At 66.7% G+C, this 20,856-nt stretch carries 20 protein-coding genes; 9 read left to right on the forward strand and 11 right to left on the reverse strand.

What is annotated here, in order from left to right:
• Nucleotides 1-53: 53 nt before the first annotated feature.
• From AB0L58_RS27645 to AB0L58_RS27655, 3 genes are read left to right on the forward strand one after another with little or no spacing between them, the layout of a single operon-like run.
• Entirely contained in the window at nt 54-1,760 is a 1,707-nt protein-coding gene (locus AB0L58_RS27645) for a PspC domain-containing protein (RefSeq protein ID WP_364390754.1), read from the forward strand.
• A complete protein-coding gene (locus AB0L58_RS27650) occupies nt 1,753-1,962 on the forward strand; it encodes a hypothetical protein (protein WP_364390755.1) in 210 nt (69 codons plus the stop codon). Before AB0L58_RS27645 ends, AB0L58_RS27650 begins: the two co-directional genes overlap by 8 nt.
• A gap of 58 nt (nt 1,963-2,020) precedes the next feature.
• Complete coding sequence (locus AB0L58_RS27655; protein ID WP_364390756.1) at nt 2,021-2,215, forward strand: hypothetical protein; 195 nt, start codon at nt 2,021-2,023, stop codon at nt 2,213-2,215.
• On the opposite strand, the gene AB0L58_RS27660 is transcribed toward AB0L58_RS27655, so the two are convergent.
• Nucleotides 2,203-2,658, reverse strand: coding sequence for a hypothetical protein (locus AB0L58_RS27660; protein WP_364390757.1), 456 nt, complete (start codon nt 2,656-2,658; stop codon nt 2,203-2,205). The two genes, AB0L58_RS27655 and AB0L58_RS27660, sit on opposite strands and share 13 nt — an antisense overlap.
• Nucleotides 2,659-2,733: 75 nt before the next feature.
• A complete protein-coding gene (guaA, locus tag AB0L58_RS27665; protein WP_364390758.1) occupies nt 2,734-4,302 on the reverse strand; it encodes a glutamine-hydrolyzing GMP synthase in 1,569 nt (522 codons plus the stop codon).
• Nucleotides 4,303-4,517: 215 nt separating this feature from the next.
• Between guaA and AB0L58_RS27670 the strand changes: the two genes are divergently transcribed.
• Nucleotides 4,518-5,318, forward strand: a complete 801-nt coding sequence (locus AB0L58_RS27670) for an alpha/beta hydrolase (RefSeq protein WP_364390759.1) — start codon at nt 4,518-4,520, stop codon at nt 5,316-5,318.
• A 12-nt stretch (nt 5,319-5,330) separates the two neighbouring features.
• Here the strand turns inward: AB0L58_RS27670 and AB0L58_RS27675 are convergent, their stop codons facing one another.
• Entirely contained in the window at nt 5,331-6,503 is a 1,173-nt protein-coding gene (locus AB0L58_RS27675; protein ID WP_364390760.1) for a GuaB3 family IMP dehydrogenase-related protein, read from the reverse strand.
• A 461-nt stretch (nt 6,504-6,964) separates the two neighbouring features.
• Nucleotides 6,965-8,509, reverse strand: coding sequence for an IMP dehydrogenase (guaB, locus tag AB0L58_RS27680; RefSeq protein WP_364390761.1), 1,545 nt, complete (start codon nt 8,507-8,509; stop codon nt 6,965-6,967).
• A 385-nt stretch (nt 8,510-8,894) separates the two neighbouring features.
• Between guaB and AB0L58_RS27685 the strand changes: the two genes are divergently transcribed.
• Complete coding sequence (locus AB0L58_RS27685) at nt 8,895-9,308, forward strand: DUF5319 domain-containing protein (RefSeq protein ID WP_040686729.1); 414 nt, start codon at nt 8,895-8,897, stop codon at nt 9,306-9,308.
• A gap of 214 nt (nt 9,309-9,522) precedes the next feature.
• Here the strand turns inward: AB0L58_RS27685 and AB0L58_RS27690 are convergent, their stop codons facing one another.
• The 3 genes from AB0L58_RS27690 to AB0L58_RS27700 all read right to left on the reverse strand — a co-directional run bounded on the left by AB0L58_RS27690 (nt 9,523) and on the right by AB0L58_RS27700 (nt 12,184).
• On the reverse strand, nt 9,523-10,623 hold the full coding sequence (locus AB0L58_RS27690; protein ID WP_364390764.1) for an anti-sigma-D factor RsdA: 1,101 nt from the start codon (nt 10,621-10,623) through the stop codon (nt 9,523-9,525).
• A complete protein-coding gene (locus AB0L58_RS27695) occupies nt 10,616-11,194 on the reverse strand; it encodes a sigma-70 family RNA polymerase sigma factor (RefSeq protein WP_354951867.1) in 579 nt (192 codons plus the stop codon). Before AB0L58_RS27695 ends, AB0L58_RS27690 begins: the two co-directional genes overlap by 8 nt.
• Nucleotides 11,195-11,320: 126 nt before the next feature.
• Entirely contained in the window at nt 11,321-12,184 is an 864-nt protein-coding gene (locus tag AB0L58_RS27700; protein ID WP_364390768.1) for a hypothetical protein, read from the reverse strand.
• Nucleotides 12,185-12,810: 626 nt separating this feature from the next.
• Between AB0L58_RS27700 and AB0L58_RS27705 the strand changes: the two genes are divergently transcribed.
• From AB0L58_RS27705 to AB0L58_RS27715, 3 genes are all read left to right on the forward strand, one after another.
• The gene (locus tag AB0L58_RS27705; RefSeq protein ID WP_014981828.1) at nt 12,811-13,104 is read left to right on the forward strand and encodes a WhiB family transcriptional regulator; all 294 of its coding nucleotides are present in this window, start codon (nt 12,811-12,813) and stop codon (nt 13,102-13,104) included.
• A 340-nt stretch (nt 13,105-13,444) separates the two neighbouring features.
• Nucleotides 13,445-14,020 carry a sigma-70 family RNA polymerase sigma factor gene (locus AB0L58_RS27710; RefSeq protein WP_364390770.1) on the forward strand — a complete coding sequence of 192 codons (576 nt, stop codon included), beginning with the start codon at nt 13,445-13,447 and terminating at the stop codon, nt 14,018-14,020.
• Nucleotide 14,021: 1 nt separating this feature from the next.
• Complete coding sequence (locus tag AB0L58_RS27715) at nt 14,022-14,273, forward strand: hypothetical protein (protein ID WP_364390772.1); 252 nt, start codon at nt 14,022-14,024, stop codon at nt 14,271-14,273.
• A gap of 249 nt (nt 14,274-14,522) precedes the next feature.
• Here AB0L58_RS27715 and groL read toward each other — a convergent pair whose 3' ends face one another.
• Complete coding sequence (gene groL, locus AB0L58_RS27720; protein WP_364390774.1) at nt 14,523-16,133, reverse strand: chaperonin GroEL; 1,611 nt, start codon at nt 16,131-16,133, stop codon at nt 14,523-14,525.
• Nucleotides 16,134-16,221: 88 nt separating this feature from the next.
• Nucleotides 16,222-16,521 carry a co-chaperone GroES gene (groES, locus tag AB0L58_RS27725; RefSeq protein WP_364390777.1) on the reverse strand — a complete coding sequence of 100 codons (300 nt, stop codon included), beginning with the start codon at nt 16,519-16,521 and terminating at the stop codon, nt 16,222-16,224.
• Nucleotides 16,522-17,242: 721 nt separating this feature from the next.
• On the opposite strand from groES, the gene AB0L58_RS27730 reads away from it, so the two are divergent.
• Nucleotides 17,243-18,766: an Hsp70 family protein gene (locus tag AB0L58_RS27730; RefSeq protein ID WP_364390779.1), complete on the forward strand. Its 1,524-nt coding sequence runs from the start codon at nt 17,243-17,245 to the stop codon at nt 18,764-18,766.
• 510 nt (nt 18,767-19,276) lie between these two features.
• Here the strand turns inward: AB0L58_RS27730 and tsaD are convergent.
• Both tsaD and rimI read right to left on the reverse strand, forming a co-directional pair.
• Complete coding sequence (gene tsaD / locus AB0L58_RS27735) at nt 19,277-20,320, reverse strand: tRNA (adenosine(37)-N6)-threonylcarbamoyltransferase complex transferase subunit TsaD (protein ID WP_364390782.1); 1,044 nt, start codon at nt 20,318-20,320, stop codon at nt 19,277-19,279.
• Nucleotides 20,317-20,820, reverse strand: coding sequence for a ribosomal protein S18-alanine N-acetyltransferase (gene rimI, locus AB0L58_RS27740; RefSeq protein WP_364391090.1), 504 nt, complete (start codon nt 20,818-20,820; stop codon nt 20,317-20,319). The genes tsaD and rimI overlap by 4 nt, the downstream gene beginning before the upstream one ends.
• Nucleotides 20,821-20,856 lie beyond the last annotated feature (36 nt).

Below are 20,856 nucleotides of genomic sequence, written 5' to 3' on the forward strand. Positions count from 1 at the left end.
CTCAGGGTTCCCCCCGATGCGCCGAAGTGCTGGTCAGCACCACCATGGGAGTCATGACGAAAACGAGCTTCGGCGATCAGATACACCAGATGTGGCAGACGCGGCCCGTCCGGTTGCCGCGGCAAGGTCCGATCGCCGGCGTCGCGGCCGGGTTCGGGCAGCGCTACGGGATCGACCCGGTGCTCGTGCGGGTCGCGCTCGTGGTGTCGACGATCTTCGGTGGGGCGGGCATCGTGCTGTACCTGCTCGCCTGGCTGCTGTTCAGCGAGGCGGGTGATCAGTCCTCGGCGGCCGAATCACTGTTCGGCAAGGGACACAGCTCGCAGTCACAGACCAAGACCATCGTCTTGATCGTGGCACTCGCCATCGCGGTCAGCACCATCGGACCGGTCGGCGTCGGACTTGCCGGCTCGGGCATGATCAGCATGGCGCTGATGCTGGCCGGTTGGTGGATGCTGCATATGCGCAATCCACAGCCGCCGCCCGGCACGAGTTCGCTCGGGCCATTCGACGGCGGTCTCACCGCGACCGGCTATCCCGGGGCGGTATTCCCGCAGCGCACCATGCCCGGCGATTTCTACGCGCCGGAGACCAGCATGCACACGCCGCACACGAAGCTGCCCGACGCGTACGTTCCGGACACTCCTGCACCGGAGGCACCGGTTGCGAATACCCCTACCCAGCAGGTAGATCCGGACACGGCCCGGCCGCAAGACGGCGCAGCCGAACTGATCGAAAAGAGCGCAACGCCGGAAATCGGCGGCACGCCAACCGATTCGGACAATACGTCAGCTGATGCCGTCCGGCTACCTGAGGACACCGTCCGGCTCGACAAGAGTGACGTGGGATCATCGGCGCTTCCCGTCGAGCCCACGGCGCCCGACAACCAAGCACCGGGAACACCGCACCCGACCGGCGGCCCGTCGGACACGACATCCGCCCCGGTAGGTGCCGGCATCACACCGCCTGCCAGCGAGAGCACCACCGCCCCGACCAACGGCGGTACCCCGTCACGATCCGAATCCGCGTTGGGCACAAACACTCCCCCATCCCGCACAACGGCCGCGGCACCCGCACACCCCACCGGCCCGACCCCACCCTCCTGGGATCCGCTCGGCGTCGCGCCACTCGCCTGGGATCTCCCCGAACCCGCCCCGACCCGCACCATCGTCGCGCCACCGCCGAAGCGCCCGCGCTCCCGGCTCACCCCGGTGGTGCTCGGCCTGGCCATTCTGGCCGCCGCCGGCGCGGGTGCGCTTGCGGCCTCCGGCGTCGAATGGATGACACCCGGCCGCATCGGCGCGGTGGCGCTGGCGGTGATCGGATCGGGGCTGGTGATCGGCGCCTTCCTCCGTCGCGGCTTCGGGCTGCTGGTGCTGACCGCACCGCTCGCCGGATTCGTGGTGCTGGCCTCGATGCTCGGCCCGATCCACTTCGACAGTGCCACCGTCGGCGATCGCACCTGGGCGCCGGCCACAATGGCCGATCTGGCCCCGAAGTACGAGTTGACCATAGGGACAGGCACGTTGGATCTGCGGTCGCTGCAGCTGACCGAGAACCGGGCCATCGAGGTCGCGGTCCAGATCGGCGAGGCCAAGATCCTGCTGCCCGAGGGGATGGCGGTACGCACCGATTGCTCGGTCAATATGGGAGATGTCAACTGCCCCACCGGCATTACCGGCCCACATGCCGACGGCACACCGGTGCTCGACCTGAAAGTCCATGTCCGGACCGGCGATGCGGAGGTGCGCCGTGGCTGAACCCACCGAAGACAACATCACCAAGCGGGGACCCTCGGTCTCTTTGCTGATCGTCGGATTGCTCGCCCTCGGCGTGAGCATCTGGGCCTTCATCGGCCCGACCACCACCGCAACCGGCGTGGCCTCGCTCGGCTGGATCGTCGTGATCACCGCCATCGTGGTCGGCATCCTGCTGGTCATTACCCCGCGTAGACCCCGCTGATCACCGCGAATGGCCCGCCAACGACGGGCCATTTTCTTTCCGGAGGAGCACAACGCCAATGCCCATGGAACAGTTCGACAGCCACGACGAACCGAGCGAACATACCGGAATCCCGATCGGTCGTTTCATGCCGCTGACACCGAGCCGGAGCTACCTCGGCGGCGGCCTATTACTCGGACAACTCGTCCTCGGCCGCACACCAGGCTCGCCGACGGCCGGCACAGGTGCGCCCCGAAACCACTACTCCAAGTAGGCCGGGCAGCCCAAATGCACACTGATCCGGTCGAGTAGTCGCTGCACACTCACCCGCTGCTTACCCTCGACACCCCGCGCGACCATCGGCACCATCCACCGCGCACTGGTCGCGACATTGAACACCTGTTGGGTCACCCTGGCCCCCTTCGGATGCGGCAACACCCGGCATTCGGCGCGAAACCACCACTGTCCCTCGATCGCGAGCATCGCCTGTGCCCTATCCACCTCGACCCGAATCCGATTGGGATCCCGAGCGACCGCGGCCCGGAATTCATTCGGACCACCACGCAGCCGCAGCTCGGAATCGGGCCCGTCGGCGAGAAAGAAGGCGTTGTCCGGACCGACCGGACCGGCGCTCACCGTGGTAAGCAGTGCGGCAACCACCCCACACGGCGCCTCGACGACCGCGTTGACGGTGCAGAGCGGCTTCTTCGCTGCCATCCGGACCCCCTGGGACTGGGTTCTATCCGGCTGACGGTACTCCCGAAATCCGGCAAACCAGGCCCGATTGCGGGGTCACTCCCATTCGATGGTGCCCGGCGGCTTGCTCGTCACATCGAGGACAACCCGGTTGACCTCGGCCACCTCATTGGTGATGCGGGTGGAAATGCGCTCGAGTACGTCGTAGGGCAGCCGGGTCCAGTCGGCGGTCATGGCATCTTCGCTGGAGACCGGGCGCAGCACGATCGGGTGACCGTAGGTGCGGCCGTCACCCTGCACGCCGACACTGCGCACATCCGCGAGCAGCACCACCGGGCACTGCCAGATCTGGCGATCCAGTCCGGCGGCGGTCAGCTCCTCGCGCGCGATGGCATCGGCCTGCCGCAGCGTATCCAGGCGGTCCGCGCTGACCTCGCCGACAATGCGGATGGCCAGCCCCGGCCCCGGGAACGGCTGGCGGGCAACGATTTCCTCGGGCAGCCCGAGTTCGCGGCCGACCGCGCGCACCTCGTCCTTGAACAGCAGCCGCAGCGGTTCGACGAGTTCGAACTCCAGATCGTCGGGCAGACCGCCGACATTGTGGTGACTCTTGATATTCGCGGTGCCGGTGCCGCCGCCGGATTCGACAACGTCCGGGTAAAGCGTGCCCTGCACCAGGAATTCGACCTCGGGAGCGGAGCCGCCGCTCTGTTCGACGACGACCTCGGAGACCGCATCCTCGAACGACCGGATGAACTCCCGGCCGATGATCTTGCGCTTCTCCTCCGGATCGGTGACGCCCTTCAGCTCACCGAGGAACTTCTCCACCGCGTCGACGGTCACCAGCTTGGCGCCGGTCGCGGCGACGAAATCCTGCTGCACCTGCTCGCGCTCCCCCGCCCGCAACAGGCCGTGGTCGACGAACACACAGGTCAGCCGGTCACCGATGGCACGCTGCACCAGCGCGGCGGCGACCGCGCTGTCCACCCCACCCGACAACCCACAGATCGCATGGCGGTCGCCGATCTGCTCGCGCACCGAAGCGATCAGCGATTCGGCGATATTGGCCGGGGTCCAGGTGGCGGGGATCCCGGCGAGGTCGTGCAGGAAGCGACTGAGCACCTGCTGACCGTGCGGCGAGTGCAGCACCTCCGGGTGGTACTGCACACCGGCCAGCTTGCGGGCCCGATCCTCGAATGCCGCGACCGGAGCGCCGGCGCTGGTGCCGGTGACCTCGAAGCCCTCGGGCGCGTCGGTGACGGCATCGCCGTGGCTCATCCACACGGGCTGTTTGGTGGGCAGGCCGCCGTGCAGCACGCCGCCGTCGATATTGAGCTCGGTGCGGCCGTATTCGCGGGTGCCGGTATGCGCGACGGTGCCGCCGAGCGCCTGCGCCATGGCCTGGAAGCCGTAGCAGATGCCGAAGACCGGAATGCCGAGATCGAACAGCCGCGGGTCCAGCTGTGGCGCGCCCTCGGCGTACACGCTGGACGGTCCGCCGGACAGAATCACCGCGAGTGGCTGCTTCTCGGCGATCTCATCCACCGTGGCGGTATGCGGGACCACCTCCGAATACACACTCGATTCACGGACCCGCCGGGCGATCAGCTGGGCGTACTGTGCGCCGAAGTCGACGACGAGGACCGGTCTCTGAGTTTCTGCCACTCGCACAGTTTAGTTAGGGGGCGAAGCGAGCGAACCATCGGCACAGCAGGGTTCTCCCTGACGGCGGAGCCGAGTGCCAGCGAGGCGGAGGCGGCAGGGAGCGAACCATCGGCACGGCAGCCATCGCCGGCATCGGAGCCGACCGCTGGCGAGGCGTAGATGTCAGCGGCGGAAATCGTGCCGCGCGCGCCCGCACCGCTGGTTATCCTCATGCCGTGCCCTTCGCCCGCGCGATAGACGCCGACATCCATTACGAGGACAGTGGCGGCGACGGTCCGGTGGTCTTGCTAGCACACGAATTCCTCATGGACCGAACGATGTTCGCATCGCAGCGGGCCGCGCTCGCACCGGAATTCCGGATCGTGTCCTGGGATGCGCGCGGACACGGCCGCACCAGGGACCAGGGGCTGCCGTACACCTACTGGACCGCAGCGCGCGATGCGCTCACCGTCCTCGATCAGCTCGGCGCCGAACGCGCCGTGGTCGGCGGCACCGCGCAAGGGGGCTTCACCGCGCTGCGCGCCGCGCTCATCGCACCAGAGCGGGTCTCCGCACTGATCTTGATCAGCACCGAGGCGCACGGTCCGACGCTCGAGCAGTCCGCCGCGACCCAGAAATTCCTGGACGAGTGGTATGACGACGGCTCCCGGCAGGAGGCTGTCGAACAACTCGCGTATTGGCTGATCGGCGATGACGAGTGGTACCGGGCGATCTGGACCAAGCGCTGGCTGGTCCGCGACCGCCGCGGCATCGAGGTCGCCGCGGGCTGTCTGCTAGGCCGCGATTCGGTACTGGATCGCCTATCCGAAATCACCTGCCCCGCCTTGGTGATTCACGCCACCGACAGCGGTATCGCCCGCGAGCGCGCCCAACAGCTGGCCGCCGGTCTGACCGCATCGACCTTCGTCGAGATCGCCGGTGCACGGCTCGCGGTCACCATGACCCACCCCGAAGCGGTGAATCACGCCATCCAGCAGTTCCTCCGCGAGCGGACCGTGCCCACCGACGTCCGCTGAGCGCGGCTGGTTTCACGCGCGAACGCTGAGACCGACCCGCTGGAATTCCTTGAGGTCGGAGTAGCCCGCCTTGGCCATCGAGCGACGCAGGCCGCCAACCAGATTCAGCGAGCCGAACGGGTCGTCGGAGGGCCCGTACAGCACCCGCTCCAGGTTCGGGCGCACCGTCTCGCCGGTATCACCGGACAGTTCGCCGCCCAGATCCCACGGATCCTCCACATGCAGCAGCGAACCGCGCGGCACCGACGGATGCGCGGCCGAGGACGGCCAGTACCAGCCGCGGCCCGGCGCCTCGGCGGCCAATGCCAGCGGTACCCCGAGCATGGCGGCATCGGCGCCACAGGCGATGGCCTTGGCCAGCTGACCTGAGGTGGCGATATCGCCGTCGGCGATGACATGGACATAGCGTCCGCCGGTCTCGTCCAGGTAGTCGCGACGCGCGGCGGCGGCATCGGCGATGGCGGTGGCCATCGGCACCCCGATGCCGAGCACCTCGCCGGTGGTCGTCGCGCCCGGATACGAGCCGTAGCCGACGATGACGCCCGCGGCGCCGGTGCGCATCAGATGCAGCGCGGTCTTGTGATCGCTCACGCCGCCGGCCACCACCGGCACATCCAGTTCGGCGATGAAGGTCTTGAGGTTCAACGGCTCACCGTCACCGACATGTTCGGCGGAGATGATGGTGCCGTGCACCACGAGTAGGTCGATACCGGCCTGCAGCAGCGCCGGGGTCAGGGCGCGCGCGTTCTGCGGGCTCACCCGAACCGCGACCGTCACACCGGCGGCCCGCACCTGCGCGACGGCGGCGGCCAGCAGATCCGGCTGCATCGGCGCGGCATGCAGTTCCTGCAGCAGCCCGACGGCCCGCTCATAGCCGCCCTTGGCGACGAGTTCGAGCAATTGATCGATCTTCGCGGCGACATCGGCGTGCCGGGCCCACAGCCCCTCACCATTGATGACGCCGAGTCCGCCGAGCCTGCCGAGTTCGATGGCGAACTCCGGCGAGACCAGCGCATCGGTGGGGTGCGCCAGGAACGGGATCTCGAATCGGTAGGCGTCCAGCTGCCACGCCAGCGATACCTGCTTCGACGAACGAGTCCGCCGCGACGGGACGATATCGACATCGTCCAGTTCATAGGTACGCCGGGCGGTCCGACCCATACCGATCTCGACCATGTCGCGCACGCTTGTTCTCCTTATCTTTGGCCGCGCCTTCGGCGCGGCGTGTTCGCGGCCCCCTGGTGTCTCGCGACTGACCCTTTCGAGCGACCTGCAAGCAGCCGCTAGCGGCGCCGTCGAGACTCACGCCTGCGGCGCATGCGCTTCGACGGCTCGGCCGCGAACGGGTCGCTCGTAAGACTCGCTCCGTTGTGGTCGCCTCGGGTGCCGATCACGTCAGCCATGGTGCGCCAGACGAATCTGACGCACGAATATTCGTAGTCGCAGATCGGGTCGTCGATCGCCAATACTCGTAGAGCCATACTGAGCGGTCGATCGCCAACAGGCGACTACGTCCGGGGCGGCAGGTCAGGACTCGTGATCCTGTCCTCTCGCCTCGCGATGCCGTTGGCTGTGCACCTCGATGACCGCGAACACGGTCAATCATGCACGGACAATTCCGTCCAGTACACAACCCGTCAAGCAGGCTAGCCGCGACCAGTGTAGTTGGGCGCCTCGACGGTCATCGTGATGTCGTGCGGGTGGCTCTCCTTGAGCCCGGCCGCCGTGATCTGCACGAACTGTGCCTCCTGCAGATCGGCGATGGACTGCGACCCGGTGTAGCCCATGGCCGCCCGCAGCCCGCCGACGAGCTGATGGATCACCTGGTTGACCGGTCCGCGGAACGGCACCCGCCCCTCGATGCCCTCGGGGACCAGCTTGTCCTCGGCGAGCACATCGTCCTGGAAGTAGCGGTCCTTGGAGTAGGACTTGGCCTGGCCGCGGCCCTGCATGGCGCCGAGCGACCCCATGCCGCGGTAGCTCTTGAACTGCTTGCCGCCCACCAGGATCAGCTCACCCGGTGACTCGGCGGTGCCGGCCAGCAGCGAGCCGAGCATCACGGTGGACGCGCCCGCCGCGATCGCCTTGGCGATGTCACCGGAGAACTGGATGCCACCGTCGGCGATCACCGGAACACCGTGCGGCTTGCACGCAGCGACGGCCTCGAGGATCGCGGTGATCTGCGGCGCGCCCACACCGGCGACCACGCGGGTGGTGCAGATGGACCCGGGACCGACACCGACCTTCACCGCATCCGCGCCCGCCTCGACCAGCGCGGCTGCACCGGCCCTGGTGGCCACATTGCCGCCGACGATCTGGATGCGATCGCCGACCTCGGCCTTGACCTTGGTCACCATCTGCAGCACACCGGCCTGATGTCCGTGCGCGGTATCGACGATGAGCACGTCCACCCCGGCATCGGCCAAGGTCATGGCGCGCGACCAGGAATCCTCGCCGACACCGATCGCGGCGCCGACGAGCAGGCGGCCGTCGCGGTCCTTGGTGGCGTTCGGGTACTGATCGGTCTTGACGAAGTCCTTGACGGTGATGAGTCCGCGCAGGCGGCCGTTGCCGTCGACGATCGGCAGCTTCTCGATCTTGTGGCGGCGCAGCAGACCGAGTGCGGCCTCGGCGGTGACGCCCTCCTGCGCGGTGATCAACGGCGCCTTGGTCATCACATCGGCGACCCGCCGGTTCTGATCCACCTCGAACCGCATATCGCGGTTGGTGATAATGCCCACAAGCGCGCCGGTCTCATCCACCACCGGCAGGCCGGAAATGCGGAAGCGGCCGCACATCGCGTCGACCTCGGCCAGGGTGTCGCTGGGGCGACAGGTCACCGGATCGGTGACCATGCCCGCCTCGGACCGCTTGACGGTCTCGACCTGCGCGGCCTGATCGGCGACCGAGAGATTGCGGTGCAGCACGCCCATGCCGCCGGCGCGCGCCATGGAGATGGCCATGCGCGCCTCGGTGACGGTGTCCATCGCGGAACTGCAGAGCGGGGTACGCAACCGGATCTCGCGGGTCAGCTGGCTGGAGGTTTCCACCGAGCTGGGGATGAGATCCGAAGCGGCCGGTAACAACAGCACATCGTCGAACGTGAGGCCGAGCATGGCGATCTTGTTCGGATCGTCACCACCCGTAGGAGGGCGGACCGCGATTCGTTCGCCCGATACGGGATTACTCATTCGGATCGACCCCTCCTGGACGTCGAAAGCAACGAACGCCGGGATGGCCGGCGTCGTGGAAGCTGATGGAATGGACGGTGGCGGCTCCGCCAGCGCTGTCGGATACTGGCCGGGGCCTGTCACCCATGGTATCTGTCCCGCAAACTCGCGCCCGACCGCGCCTCACTAACGCTCGGCTCGGCCATGCGCGAGGCGCACCGTGTCCATGGTTCACTCGCTGACGCTCACGCACGACTGCGCCTCGCTGTCGCTCGACTGCGCGGTGCGCGAGCGCGGCCGCGCCTATGGTTCACTCGCTGCGCTTGCTCACAGAACTCAGCCCATCGCCGAAACTGGCGCGCCACATAGCTGGCGAAGAGCACCCTGTTCTGCGTACCGTGGGGGTGTGCGTGACCATCTACCACCTGGCTTGCCGCCGGATCCGTTCGCCGGAGACCCCTCCGACCCGTCCGCCGCGCTCGATGCCATCGAGCCCGGTGAACCGCTGGATCCCCACGAGCGCCTTGCGGTCGAGGAGGATCTCGCCGACCTTGCGGTATACGAGGCACTACTAGCGCACCGTGGCATCCGAGGACTCGTGGTCAGCTGCGAAGACTGCAGACAGGACCACTACCACGACTGGGATATGCTGCGCGCCAACCTGCTTCAGCTGCTGGTCGACGGCACGGTACGCCCGCACGAGCCCGCCTACGATCCGATGCCGGAAGCGTATGTCACCTGGGATTACTGCCGGGGATACGCGGACGCCTCGATGAACGAGGCCTTCCACGGCGACGGATTCGACGGGTTCGACAGCTGACATCGCGCGCCCACACCGCGCGCTGACGCGCGGGCGCGATGTGAAATAGCTGACAGAAAAAGCCGACCGCCGGTCGGCGATCGGTTCGTGCACGATATTTCGGATGTCCGCGCACCCACGCACGCGCGGATGTGGCGGATATGCATCCGCCACAGCGCTTCTGCTGGATCGAGCGCTTTCACCGACCAAAGCGCCTTCGGGGTAGCGACTCCGATTAAGAGGTCGGCCCCGATCCGGGAAACCCCGGCAAAGACGGCAACCCGGTGGGAACCACGAAGGTCGGCGGCGGCGGCTGCTGATGGGTCGAGGGCTGCGCGGGCGGGCCGCTGTCCACGCTCGGCACAACCCCCGTCGGCTGGGTTCCCACCACGGTGCTCGGCGGACCCTGGTTCGTGTGACTGGGCTGGGTCGGCTGAGTCGGCTGTTCGGGCGTGGTCACCGGCGGCTGGGTTGTCGGTGGTGTTGTCGACTTACCCGGTGTATTCGGTTCCGTCGTCGGCACCTTCGTATCGCCCGGCGGCACCACCACGGAGGTCGAACCAGCGGCGCCGGAAGGCTTGGTGGTCGGCGGGTTGCTGCCGTCGGTTGTCGCCGGATTGGGTGTCGTCGTCGCTGTCGTGCTCGACGCGAGCGACTTGCCGATCTCCGGAGCGATCTTGTTCAACTCCGCGAGCAAGGCGTTGAATTCGTTGATTCGCTTGTCCCGCTTGGCCGGATCGTCGATGAGCTCCGCATTCGCCTTGGCACCCTCCAGCTTTGCCCTGGCCTGCTCCGGATTGTCCTGAGCGAGTGCCGCTTTCGCGGTGGCCAGATCGCTGTCGGCGCGCTGCACGACGGTCGATTGTGCCTGTTCGCTGAACACGACTTCCTTGACCCGCCAGAGCGGATCACCCGGAGCGGCGCCGTAGGAGAACGCCGACAGACCACCGATAACCAGAGCCAGCGCGGCGGCCGTCCCGAGAATCGGACGGATAAGCCGTAGTCGCCCGCCGGACTGCGCACCGATACGGACCTGCCGGGCACCGATCTCCTGGTTGACCGCGGCAACGATCTCATCGAGACTCGGTTCCGCGGGCAGCGGCGGAGAAATCAGCTCCGCACGCCAGTCCGCCAGCAGCGACGCGAGCTGAAACTCCTCCGCGCTGTCGGTCTGTACCGGACCGTTGCTAGCAATGGCATCGATAAGCGCATCGTCTCTGCGCACCGCCGCGATGTCCACCGGACCGGTGTCACCACTCCCGGCGTAGGGACCGCTGTTTCGCGATCCACGTCGCGCCTTCCAGTCGCCCCGACCGCGCTCGCCATCCCTAGCCATACATTTCACCTGCCCTCGCCACTTGTGACTTCAGTTTCGCGAGCGCCCGGTGTTGGGCGACGCGTATCGCACCCGCCGTACTGCCCACGGCGACTGCGGTTTCTTCTGCTGACAAACCCATGACCAAGCGCAGGATCAAGATCTCGCGATGCTTCTCCGGAAGCGTCGCGAGCAGGCTATTCATCTGCCTGCTCGTTTCGGATTCCAGAGCTCGCTGTTCCGGCCCCTGGTCGGTGGATATGACATCTGGTACTTCGGCCATTGCCTCCGCCTTGTTACGGGCGGCGTTGCGATGAGCGTCGGCAACCTTGTGCGAAGCGATTCCGTATACGAAGGCCATGAAGGGCCTGCCCTGGTCCTGATACCGGGGCAGAGCTGTCATCACGGCCAGACATACCTCCTGCGCAACGTCGTCCGCAGAGAGCTGTCCACGCTCCGCGGCGCCGATCCGCGCGCGGCAATAGCGCACCACCAACGGGCGGACCATTTCGAGTACCTGGGCTAAAGCGGATCTGTCGCCCTGCGCTGCGGCAGCGACGGCGAGGTCCAACTCTTCGCCCGTGTTCGTCATCGTCAGAGAATTTCCTGGCGTTACAAGTGGCACCGGCGGAGACGGCCAGTGCTTCCGCCGAAGGGGCGGAACGGTCTAACAATAGCGATACAACCCGTGGATACGGGCAACACGGTGGTCTCTCGATCAGACACGAGAATCACTCATAGGACGAAAGCGCCCGCCACGACGGCCGATGGCCTCCGCACACTCCTGCGCATCCGTCGCGGCAGCGCTCGCGTCGGCACCGACGGACACCCCGGCGCGCAACATCGAACTGGCCCAACGCAATGGCAGCAACCCGTGTTCGCGGCACTGCTCGCCAACCACATCGGCCAGCGTGCGCGCGCGGTCGATATCACCGGATGCCGCGGCGGTCGCGGCGACCAAGAGCCGGGACTTGACCCGGTGCCGAACCGAGGGGCCGTCCTCGGCCAGTGCGAGGGCCGTCGCGGCGTGGGGCGCGGCGGTGTCCGGGGCGCCGGAAGCGAGTGCGGTCTCCGCGCAGACCCAATGCCAGCGGATCAGCGTTCGCCAGCCCTGCGGTGACTGCGCCTGGGTCATCGCGTCGTGACTGCGTCGGAGCAGGCGGGTGGCGAGCGCCAGGCGGCCGGTGCCGAGTGCGTCGGCCGCGAGTCCGGTCAGCGCATCACAGATCGCGGCCACGCGATCGGGCCCGACCGTACCCTCCGTCGGCAGGATCAACGCGGCCGCGCGACCGTCGTATGTGGCGGCGCGGGCATGCCAGCCGAGCTGGCGCAGAAATGAGCCCTCGGTACTAGCGGCCAGCGACAGCAACACCGGATCGGCGGTGCCCGCGCGCAATATCCGCAACTCTTCGCGCGCCGCGCCGTAGCGGCCCTGACCACCTGAAACCACCGCCCGATACCACCGATCGAGCGGGTTGGCGGCGGCTGGCAACTCGGTAGCGGCGCGGCCGGGGCCGGTGCCGAAAGCCGCGTCGGCAAGCATGGCGGACTCGATATATATAGGGGAAGCGGGCACGAACACGGCCGAACTCTATCCCGAACGCGGCATGCGACCGCACCCAAGGAAACCGTCCGTCAGGTACTTCCGGCTAATATTGAGCATTTCATCGCCGTCATCATGTTTCCATCAAGTAAAAGTACTTCCGGCAATCACATAGCGTGTGTGACCGGAATTCACATGCGTTTCGCGCAATTAACCTCAGCGCCCCGTTTCTGCCATCTCGGATCGACCGGACATCGAACAGGCCCGTCGCCGGTGTGACAGGACCCACGTCGGGGCGTACTGGCTACCACGCTGGGATGCAAGCACCAACCCGTTCCCACCTGCGGGAATGCGGAATACTGACGCCATGCGAGGACATACCAGCCTCTGGTCAACCGATCAGTATTACCGGAAGGGTCCAAAAAGTAAACAGCTTCGAGGTTAAATTTCGCAGCTTAAGATTTAGAAAACTGCTGCATCGAACTATTGACGGAATTTCACGGCTGGACCTAACGTAGCTCATCGCCACGGTCGGCGCCGCGCGAAATTGCAGCGACCGCAATAGGCGAGCCCATGGCACGCCGCCGACCCGGCGCCGTGGCCACAACTGTTGCAGAACAACTGCTCGACAACGCTGACGAGCTCGCACCACGAGGAGTTCACCAATGCCCATGCCGACCCACCTCCCCGGTCCGAACGCGGACGTCTGGGACTGGCAGATGCGGGGATCCTGCCGCGGCCAGGATTCCGCGGTGTTTTTCCACCCCGACGGTGAACGCGGCCGCGCCCGCACCGCACGCGAGATGCGCGCCAAGGAGATCTGTCGAGCCTGCCCGGTGCTCATGCAGTGCCGCAGCCACGCACTCAAAGTCAGCGAGCCCTATGGCATCTGGGGCGGTATGTCCGAAACCGAGCGCGAGATGCATGCCCGGCGCAACCGCCGTCGCATGGCCGTCTAAAACGAACTTCTTCCCATCCATGTGGCGCGGCGCGCCGAATGCCTAGCAAACACCCGGCGATGGCCACAAGCCGAAGTCGGTTGTATGTACGGCGTTTCGCGAAAACATTCGGCGTGTCACGGCGAGTCTCCGCCAGAAAACGCCTGGCGTGTCGAGGTTTACCGGGAAGTTGCTAGCTCGCAAGTGGTTCGCTGATACCCCACCGCACGGGGTCCCATAGCGGCCCGCTACGGTAGTGACCGATGACACAGAATGGAGCGTTGTGACAACGCGGCCGCCGGCCGCAGAGGGCGACTCGTTCCGAAGAGAAGCCATCCCACCCACCGTTTCTTCCAACGGGGTGGAATCTGCGGTAACGGCACGCGCCGCCGAAAGTATCGAGCTCGCCGCACTTCTCGAACGTTGCGGCCGGTCCGACCAGGAGGCATTCGCCGAGCTGTACGACCGAACGTGTGCGCGAGTGTTCGGTCTGGTGCTACGCGTCCTGCACGACCCCGGATACGCGGAGGAGACCACCCAGGAGGTGTATCTCCAGATCTGGCGGACCGCGTCCAGTTTCGACGCGACCAAGGGATCCGCGGTGACGTGGTTGATGACCCTCGCCCATCGAAGGGCCGTCGACCGTGTCCGCGCCGAACAGGCCCATACCCTGCGCGAAGTCGCTTATGGGATAAGGGTTCTCGGCAACGAATTCGATGAGGTCACCGAAGAAGTAGAGCGCAGGCTCGAGCAGCAGGCGGTCCTGGAGGGTCTAGGGACATTGACACAGACTCAACGGGAAGCCATTTCGCTCGCCTACTACGGCGGGCGCACCTACGCGGAAGTCGCTGCCTTCCTAGGCGTAGGGTTGCCGACTGTTAAGTCCCGTATACGGGATGGATTGACACGACTGAAGAAAAGTTTGGGGGTGACGTGAGATGAACGAAGTCCGGATCGATCTCGCGCACACCGTCGCGCTCGGATCGATCGACGACGAAGACCACAATGCGGTGCAGGAAGTGCTCGACAGCGAGGACCCCGTACTACGCGCGGAATTCATGACCGAAGTCCAGCAGACGAAGGAAGTCCTCGCCGCTCTCGCGGAGGCGACGGCGGCCCAGCCGCCCGCCGCCCTGCGTGCCGGATTGCTCGCCGCCATCGCCGCTGAGCAGCCACCAGTAGCCTCTTGAGTCCTCTTTCGTCCCCCCTGCGGGACAACTGATTTCGCCGGCACATGGGTAACTCGTCCGATACGCCCGGAAGTCGGCTCGCGACGTAGCTCTCGACGCCACCCCACTCGTCGACAAAAGGCTCAGGGAGGCGGAGCAGCCGCGATTGACCTTTTCCGACTTGTTGTGGGCCATTGCGTTCATATTGTTCACACAACGAAGGCCCCCGGGACGTGCGGTCCCGGGGGCCTTTTGCCGTGCGGCCGACGCTCAGTGCGCGTGACCGTGATGGCTGTGGTCGTGCTCCTCTTCGGCGGGCTTGTCGACCACGGCGCTCTCGGTGGTGAGGATCATCCTGGCCACCGACGCCGCGTTCACGACCGCGGAGCGGGTCACCTTCACCGGGTCCACGACACCGTCGGTGAGCAGATCGCCATAGGCGAGGGTGGCGGCATTGAAGCCCTCCTTGCCATCCGCGACCTTGCTGACCACCACGGAACCGTCCGCGCCCGCATTGGTGGCGATCCAATACAGCGGCGCCCGCAGTGCGGTACGCACCGCCTCGACGCCGATGGCCTCGTCGCCGGAGAGCGAGTCGCGCAGTTCGACGAGCTTGGCGGCGGCGTGCACCAGGGCGGTGCCACCACCGGGCACGATGCCCTCGTCGACGGCGGCCTTGGCCGCGCTCACCGCGTCCTCCACCCGGTACTTGCGCTCCTTGAGCGCGGTCTCGGTGGCCGCACCGACCTTGATCACCGCGACACCACCGGCCAGCTTGGCCAGGCGCTCCTCGAGCTTCTCCCGATCCCAATCGGAATCGGTGGCCTCGATCTCGCGCCGCAGCTGCGCACCACGTGCAGCGATGTCCTCGGCAGTGCCGGCACCGTCGATGATCGTGGTGTCGTCCTTGGTAACGACCACGCGACGTGCCTTGCCGAGCACCTCGATGCCCGCCTCGCGCAGTGCGATGCCCAGATCCGGGTTGACCACGGTGCCCGCGGTGACAACGGCGAGATCGTCGAGGAACGCCTTGCGCCGGTCACCGAAGAACGGGGCCTTCACCGCAACGGCCTTGAGGGTCTTGCGGATCGAGTTGACCACCAGGGTGGACAGCGCCTCACCCTCGACGTCCTCGGCGATGATCAGCACCGGCTTGCCGGATTCGGCGATCTTCTCCAGCAACGGGAGCAGATCGGGCAGCGAGCTGATCTTCTCCCGGTTCAGCAGGATGTAGGCATCCTCGAGGATGGCCTGCTGGCTGTCGGCATCGGTGACGAAGTAGGGCGAGAGATAGCCCTTGTCGAACTGGACGCCCTCGGTGACGACGAGTTCGGTCTGCAGCGTCGAGGACTCCTCGACGGTGACGACACCGTCCTTGCCGACGGTGGTCAGCGCCTTGCCGACCATCTCGCCGATCTCCTCGTCGCGCGAGGAGACGGTGGCGACCTGCGCGATGGCCTGCTCACCGGAGACCGGGGTGGCCAGCGCGAGCAGCGCCTCGGAGACCGCGTCGGCGGCCTTGGCGATGCCCGAACCGACCACGATCGGATTCGCGCCGGCGGCAACGTTTTTCAGGCCCGCGCGCACCAGCGCCTGGGCCAGCACGGTCGCGGTGGTGGTGCCGTCACCCGCGACATCGTTGGTCTTGGTCGCGACGCTCTTGACCAGCTGCGCGCCGAGGTTCTCGAACGGATCCTCGAGGTCGATATCGCGCGCGATGGTGACGCCGTCGTTGGTCACCGTCGGGCCGCCGAAGGCCTTCGCGAGCACGACGTGGCGACCACGCGGCCCGAGGGTGACCTTCACCGCGTCGGCGAGCTTGTCGACGCCGCGTTCGAGAGCACGACGAGCGTTCTCGTCGAACTCGATCTGCTTTGCCATGTGTTTGTCAGCTCCTGTGTGTTCTGGGCCGAACGCACTCCGCCCCGGGTCGCGAAAGACACCGGGGCGGAACGCATGTGCCTATCGGCTACTTGGTGACGACGGCCAGGATGTCGCGCGCCGACAGGATGAGGTATTCCTCGCCCTGGTACTTGATCTCGGTGCCGCCGTACTTGCTGTAGATGACGACGTCGCCTTCCTTGACGTCGACCGGGATGCGGTCACCCTTGTCGGTGACGCGTCCGTCGCCGACGGCGATAACGGTGCCCTCCTGCGGCTTCTCCTTCGCCGTGTCGGGGATGACCAGGCCGGAGGCCGTCGTCGTCTCGGCCTCGTTGGCCTGGACGAGGATCTTGTCCTCGAGCGGCTTGATGTTCACGCTCGCCACGTTGAGCCCTCCACTTTCAGGGGATTTACGGTCGTCCGAAACTGTTGTCCCGGACCATCGGTATCGGTGTTGTATCGAGCGACACGCAAGCAGTCGCCGGCGGTCACTCGAACTCGACCCTGCGCATCAGCCCCGTCGTCGCGGGTGCCGGGACCCCTGCTCAGTAGTCGAACTGGCACACGCACATCACACAGTGCCGACTAGCACTCTATACATGAGAGTGCCAGCGCTCAAGGTTGGACTGTGCCAAAACCGTTGGTCCGGGCACCTCGTGTCGTTTTCCGACACGCATGCGACGCGCCACGCCCGGATGTCTGAGGGCTTCCCAAGACTTCGGCAAATCTGTAACGTTCGGATAACGGATTGTGACAGTATTGACGGCGGTCGTGCTCCGCTCGCCGTGATCGTCGGTGAAACCGCCACGTGGGGGGAGCACCAAGCGTCGCGAAACACCCAGTGCCACAGCACAATACCCGCTCCGCAAGAGCAAGATCAGCGTCAAATACCGAGCTCGAACCAGCGTCACAAACACCCAGCATTTTCCACAAGAAGCTTCACCAGAGGGCAAGACCACACGTGATCCACGGCCGTCCCAGCGACCCATCCGGACAATGGGTCGGCCCGGTCCCGCGTCCGGATCGCTCGCCATCCACGCGAGCAGTCCGGCTGTCCATTCGAGATGGTCGGCGACACCATGACCATCCGCTCGAAGGGAGGTGACATGCGAACATCCCTCGGCATATCGGCCGGTAACGAGGTCGTGTGCTCGGCACTGGTCGCTACCGCGTCCAACGGCGCGCAGAGTTTCGACTATCGAGTGGTTTCCGCGGACGCGGCCCACTCCGATCTCGGCGATCTCGTCGCGTCCTCGATCGAGCTGATGACGACCCAACTTCCGACCACACAGCTCTCCTATGACGTGGCCTTTCCGGCGCATCCGGTCGGTGCGCGCTTCGCCGGTGCGAAATCGCTCGGTACCGGTTCCGCCGGTCGCCCGCCCACCAGCGTCGCGGTCGCCTACCGCAGTAAAGAGCAGGCACAGGTGATCCGGTCGGCCACCGGCAAACAGCGCGATCTGCGGCTGGTGCCGGAAGGTACTGCGGCACTGACGTATTTGCGGCACACCGGACTCGTGGACCGCTACGACACGGTTGCCGTCGTCGATCTCGGCGCGACCGGTCTCAGCGTCACCGTCGCCGATCAAGCCGACTCCACCATCCTGCGCACCGAGCGCACCGCGGCGGTCAGCGGCAACGCGATCGATGAGCTGATCTATCACCACCTCGTCGATCTGCACTACGCCCGGCGCGGCACCAGGCCCAACCGCGGCATGCTTACCAACCGCGGCCGCGCCGCCAAGGAACACCTGTCGATCGCGCCCGCCGTGACCATCGACCACGTCGCGGGGCAGCCACTCAAGCTGACCAGGGCCGACTTCGAGGAACTGATCTCGGATCTGCTGCGCGAGACCGCCGTCTTCGTCGCCGCGGTCTTCGCGCGGGCGCCCAGGTTCCCGCAGGCCGTCATCGTGATCGGCGGCGGAGCCAATATTCCCGCGGTCCTGTCCACCCTCCAACACGAGCTGGACATCCCGGTGCACACCATCGACGATCCGGAGGCGGTGATCGCGAAAGGTGCCGCGCTGGTGGCGGATTCGGTGCAGCCGTCGGTATTCCCGGTGGTCGGTGCCGCAGACGCGCCGGTAGGGACCTTCACCAAGGTCGCCGGCACGCTGGCAGGTGCGATCGTGGTGGTCGGGCTGGTCATCGGCTACGGGGTGAAGACCTTCGCGCCGGCCGGGGACGACGAGATCTCTCCCGCGGGCACCACCAGTAGTGCCCAACTACCTACGGCGCCGGTGACGGTCGTGCCGCCGACCGGTGCGGGCGCTTCGATCACCGGCCCGAACCGAGAGAGCACCAACCGGCCCTCCGGTGCCAGTATCCCCTCGCTCACCCCGGACCGAAGCCAACCATCCACCTCGGCCGCCCCATCGCCCGCCGCGACCAGCCCGTCCGCGCCGACGCTGCGCCCGGATCCGAACCTGCCGCCGATCCCGTTCCCGGAGTTGCTCGGGCCGCTGTTCGGAAATCCGAACACGACAGGCGTGGGATCCTCGGTGCCGGACCGCACTCCGGCTTCATCGGCGACGCCATCGCAAACACCTGCGCAACCCCGGATTCCGTTCCCGCCCAGGGGCAATTCGGGGTCGAGTGCGGGGCAGCTGGTTGCGCCTCACCACTGAGGTCCATTGTGAGGGGCTGGGGCCGGAGGGGTGAGGGTGATAGCCGGGTCAGCCAGGGGCAGAAGCCCGAGGGGAGAAGGCGACACCCAGATCAGCCAGAGGCACAAGCCCGAGACGAGAAAGCGACACCCAGATCAGCCAGAGGCACAAGCCCGAGACGAGAAAGCGACACCCAGATCAGCCAGAGGCACAAGCCCGAGACGAGAAAGCGACAGCCGGTAGCCGGGCCGGAGGGGTGCGGGTAGTCAGGTGCAGGCGGCACCGATCCCAAAGGCAGGCAGCCCCCATCGTGCGAGCAAACGCCACCAAGCACAAGAGCAACCGCACCACCGCGAGACCCAGACAACAAGCGAGCGCCCACCCCCTAGCCCCCACACCGCAAATCCCACCAAACAACACACAAGTCCGAGCACCAGCCCCGGCTCGCCGTTGGACAAGTGATCAGGGGGAAACTATGGCGGCAAAGCGCGAGAAACACCCGCAGCCATGTCCACCTGATCTTGATCGCAGTTAGTTGACTTGGCTGATGGAGACGGGGAGGCCGGGGTCGGTGGCGACGGTCAGGGCGGAGGGGGGTGCGCCGCCTGTGATTACGTGGGCGCCTAGGGCGGCGATCATTACGCCGTTGTCGGTGCACAGGCGAGGTTTGGGGACACGGAGGCGCAATCCGGCTGCGGCGCAGCGATCTTCGGCCATCGAGCGGATTCGGGAGTTGGCGGTGGCGCCGCCGCCGAGGACGATCGTCTCGACGCCGACGTCCTTTGCCGCGCGCACGGCCTTCATGGTGAGTACGTCGGCGACCGACTCCTGGAAGGATGCGGCGATATCCGGGATCGGCAGTTCGTCGGCGGTGAAGCCATTGCGCTGGGCCGCCTCGACGTAGCGGGCGACGGCGGTTTTGAGGCCGGAGAAGGAGAAGTCGTAGCGGGGGTCGCGCGGGCCGGTCATGCCGCGGGGGAAGGCGATAGCGTTCGGATCGCCGTGTGCCGCAGCGGCATCCAGCGCGGGTCCGCCGGGGAAGCCGAGGCCGAGCAGCCGGGCGACCTTGTCGAAGGCTTCGCCCGCCGCGTCGTCGACGGTGCTGCCGAGTTCGACGATCGGCTCGGAAAGATCCGTGACGTGCAGTAGATGCGTGTGACCGCCGGAGACCAGCAGTGCGACGCACGGCGGCATCGGGCCGTGTTCCAGGGTGTCCACCGCGACGTGTCCGCCGAGATGGTTCAGGGCGTAGAACGGCACATCCCACGCTGCCGCATAGGCTTTCGCGGCCGCGACGCCGACCAGCAGCGCACCGGCGAGTCCTGGGCCGATGGTCACCGCGAGCGCATCGGGCTTGCTGATGCCCGCGGCGGCCAGCGCCCGGCGCATCGCGGGCACGATGGCCTCGAGGTGTGCGCGCGAGGCGATCTCGGGGACCACGCCGCCGAAGCGGGCGTGCTGTTCGACGCTGGAGGCGACCTCGTCGGCGAGCAGTTCGCAGCTGCCGTCGGGGTGTCGGCGCACTATGCCGACTCCTGTTTCGTCGCAGGAGCTTTCGATGCCCATGACGATCACGACAGCACCCCGTTCGGTTGTGCCGTTTCGCCCGGCTGCGGGCCCCAGGTCGGGTTCGCGGCGGTAAGTTCCGGTCGGCGCATGGTGTAGGCGTCGGCGCCGCTGGGATGGTAGTAGTTCTTGCGCAGGCCGATGATGTGGAAGCCGTGCTTGGCATAGAGCGCGATGGCGGGGGCGTTATCGGTGCGGACCTCGAGGAAGACCGGCCCGCCGCGCTTGCCGGCCTCGGCCAGCAGCGCCTCCAGCAGCATCGTGCCGACGCCGCGGCGGTGGCAGCCGGGATCGACGCCGATGGTGTGCACCTCGGCCTCGGGATGTTCGGCATCACCGAGCAGCGCGATACCCGCATAGCCGACCATGCCGGCCTCGTCGCGCGCGACGATATAGCGGTTGTGCGGTCCGGCCAGTTCCGAGCGGAAGGACACCGCCTGCCACGGATCGTCCTCCGGGAACAACAACTGCTCGAGTTCGACGCAACGCTCGATATCCGCGACGTTCATCGGCTCGATGCGCGGCGCCTGTTGGGGAGACCCCAA

Source organism: Nocardia sp. NPDC052112, from assembly GCF_040680135.1.
Lineage (GTDB): Bacteria > Actinomycetota > Actinomycetes > Mycobacteriales > Mycobacteriaceae > Nocardia.

Coding starts and splice junctions, on each gene's coding strand:
- AB0L58_RS27655 (WP_364390756.1), top strand. CDS start 2,021: ATGCCCATGGAACAGTTCGACAGCCACGACGAACCGAGCGAACATACC.
- groL (WP_364390774.1), bottom strand. CDS start 16,133: ATGGCAAAGCAGATCGAGTTCGACGAGAACGCTCGTCGTGCTCTCGAA.
- AB0L58_RS27730 (WP_364390779.1), top strand. CDS start 17,243: ATGCGAACATCCCTCGGCATATCGGCCGGTAACGAGGTCGTGTGCTCG.
- AB0L58_RS27705 (WP_014981828.1), top strand. CDS start 12,811: ATGCCCATGCCGACCCACCTCCCCGGTCCGAACGCGGACGTCTGGGAC.
- AB0L58_RS27695 (WP_354951867.1), bottom strand. CDS start 11,194: ATGACGAACACGGGCGAAGAGTTGGACCTCGCCGTCGCTGCCGCAGCG.
- rimI (WP_364391090.1), bottom strand. CDS start 20,820: ATGAACGTCGCGGATATCGAGCGTTGCGTCGAACTCGAGCAGTTGTTG.
- AB0L58_RS27660 (WP_364390757.1), bottom strand. CDS start 2,658: ATGGCAGCGAAGAAGCCGCTCTGCACCGTCAACGCGGTCGTCGAGGCG.
- AB0L58_RS27715 (WP_364390772.1), top strand. CDS start 14,022: ATGAACGAAGTCCGGATCGATCTCGCGCACACCGTCGCGCTCGGATCG.
- AB0L58_RS27645 (WP_364390754.1), top strand. CDS start 54: ATGACGAAAACGAGCTTCGGCGATCAGATACACCAGATGTGGCAGACG.
- AB0L58_RS27690 (WP_364390764.1), bottom strand. CDS start 10,623: ATGGCTAGGGATGGCGAGCGCGGTCGGGGCGACTGGAAGGCGCGACGT.
- guaB (WP_364390761.1), bottom strand. CDS start 8,509: ATGAGTAATCCCGTATCGGGCGAACGAATCGCGGTCCGCCCTCCTACG.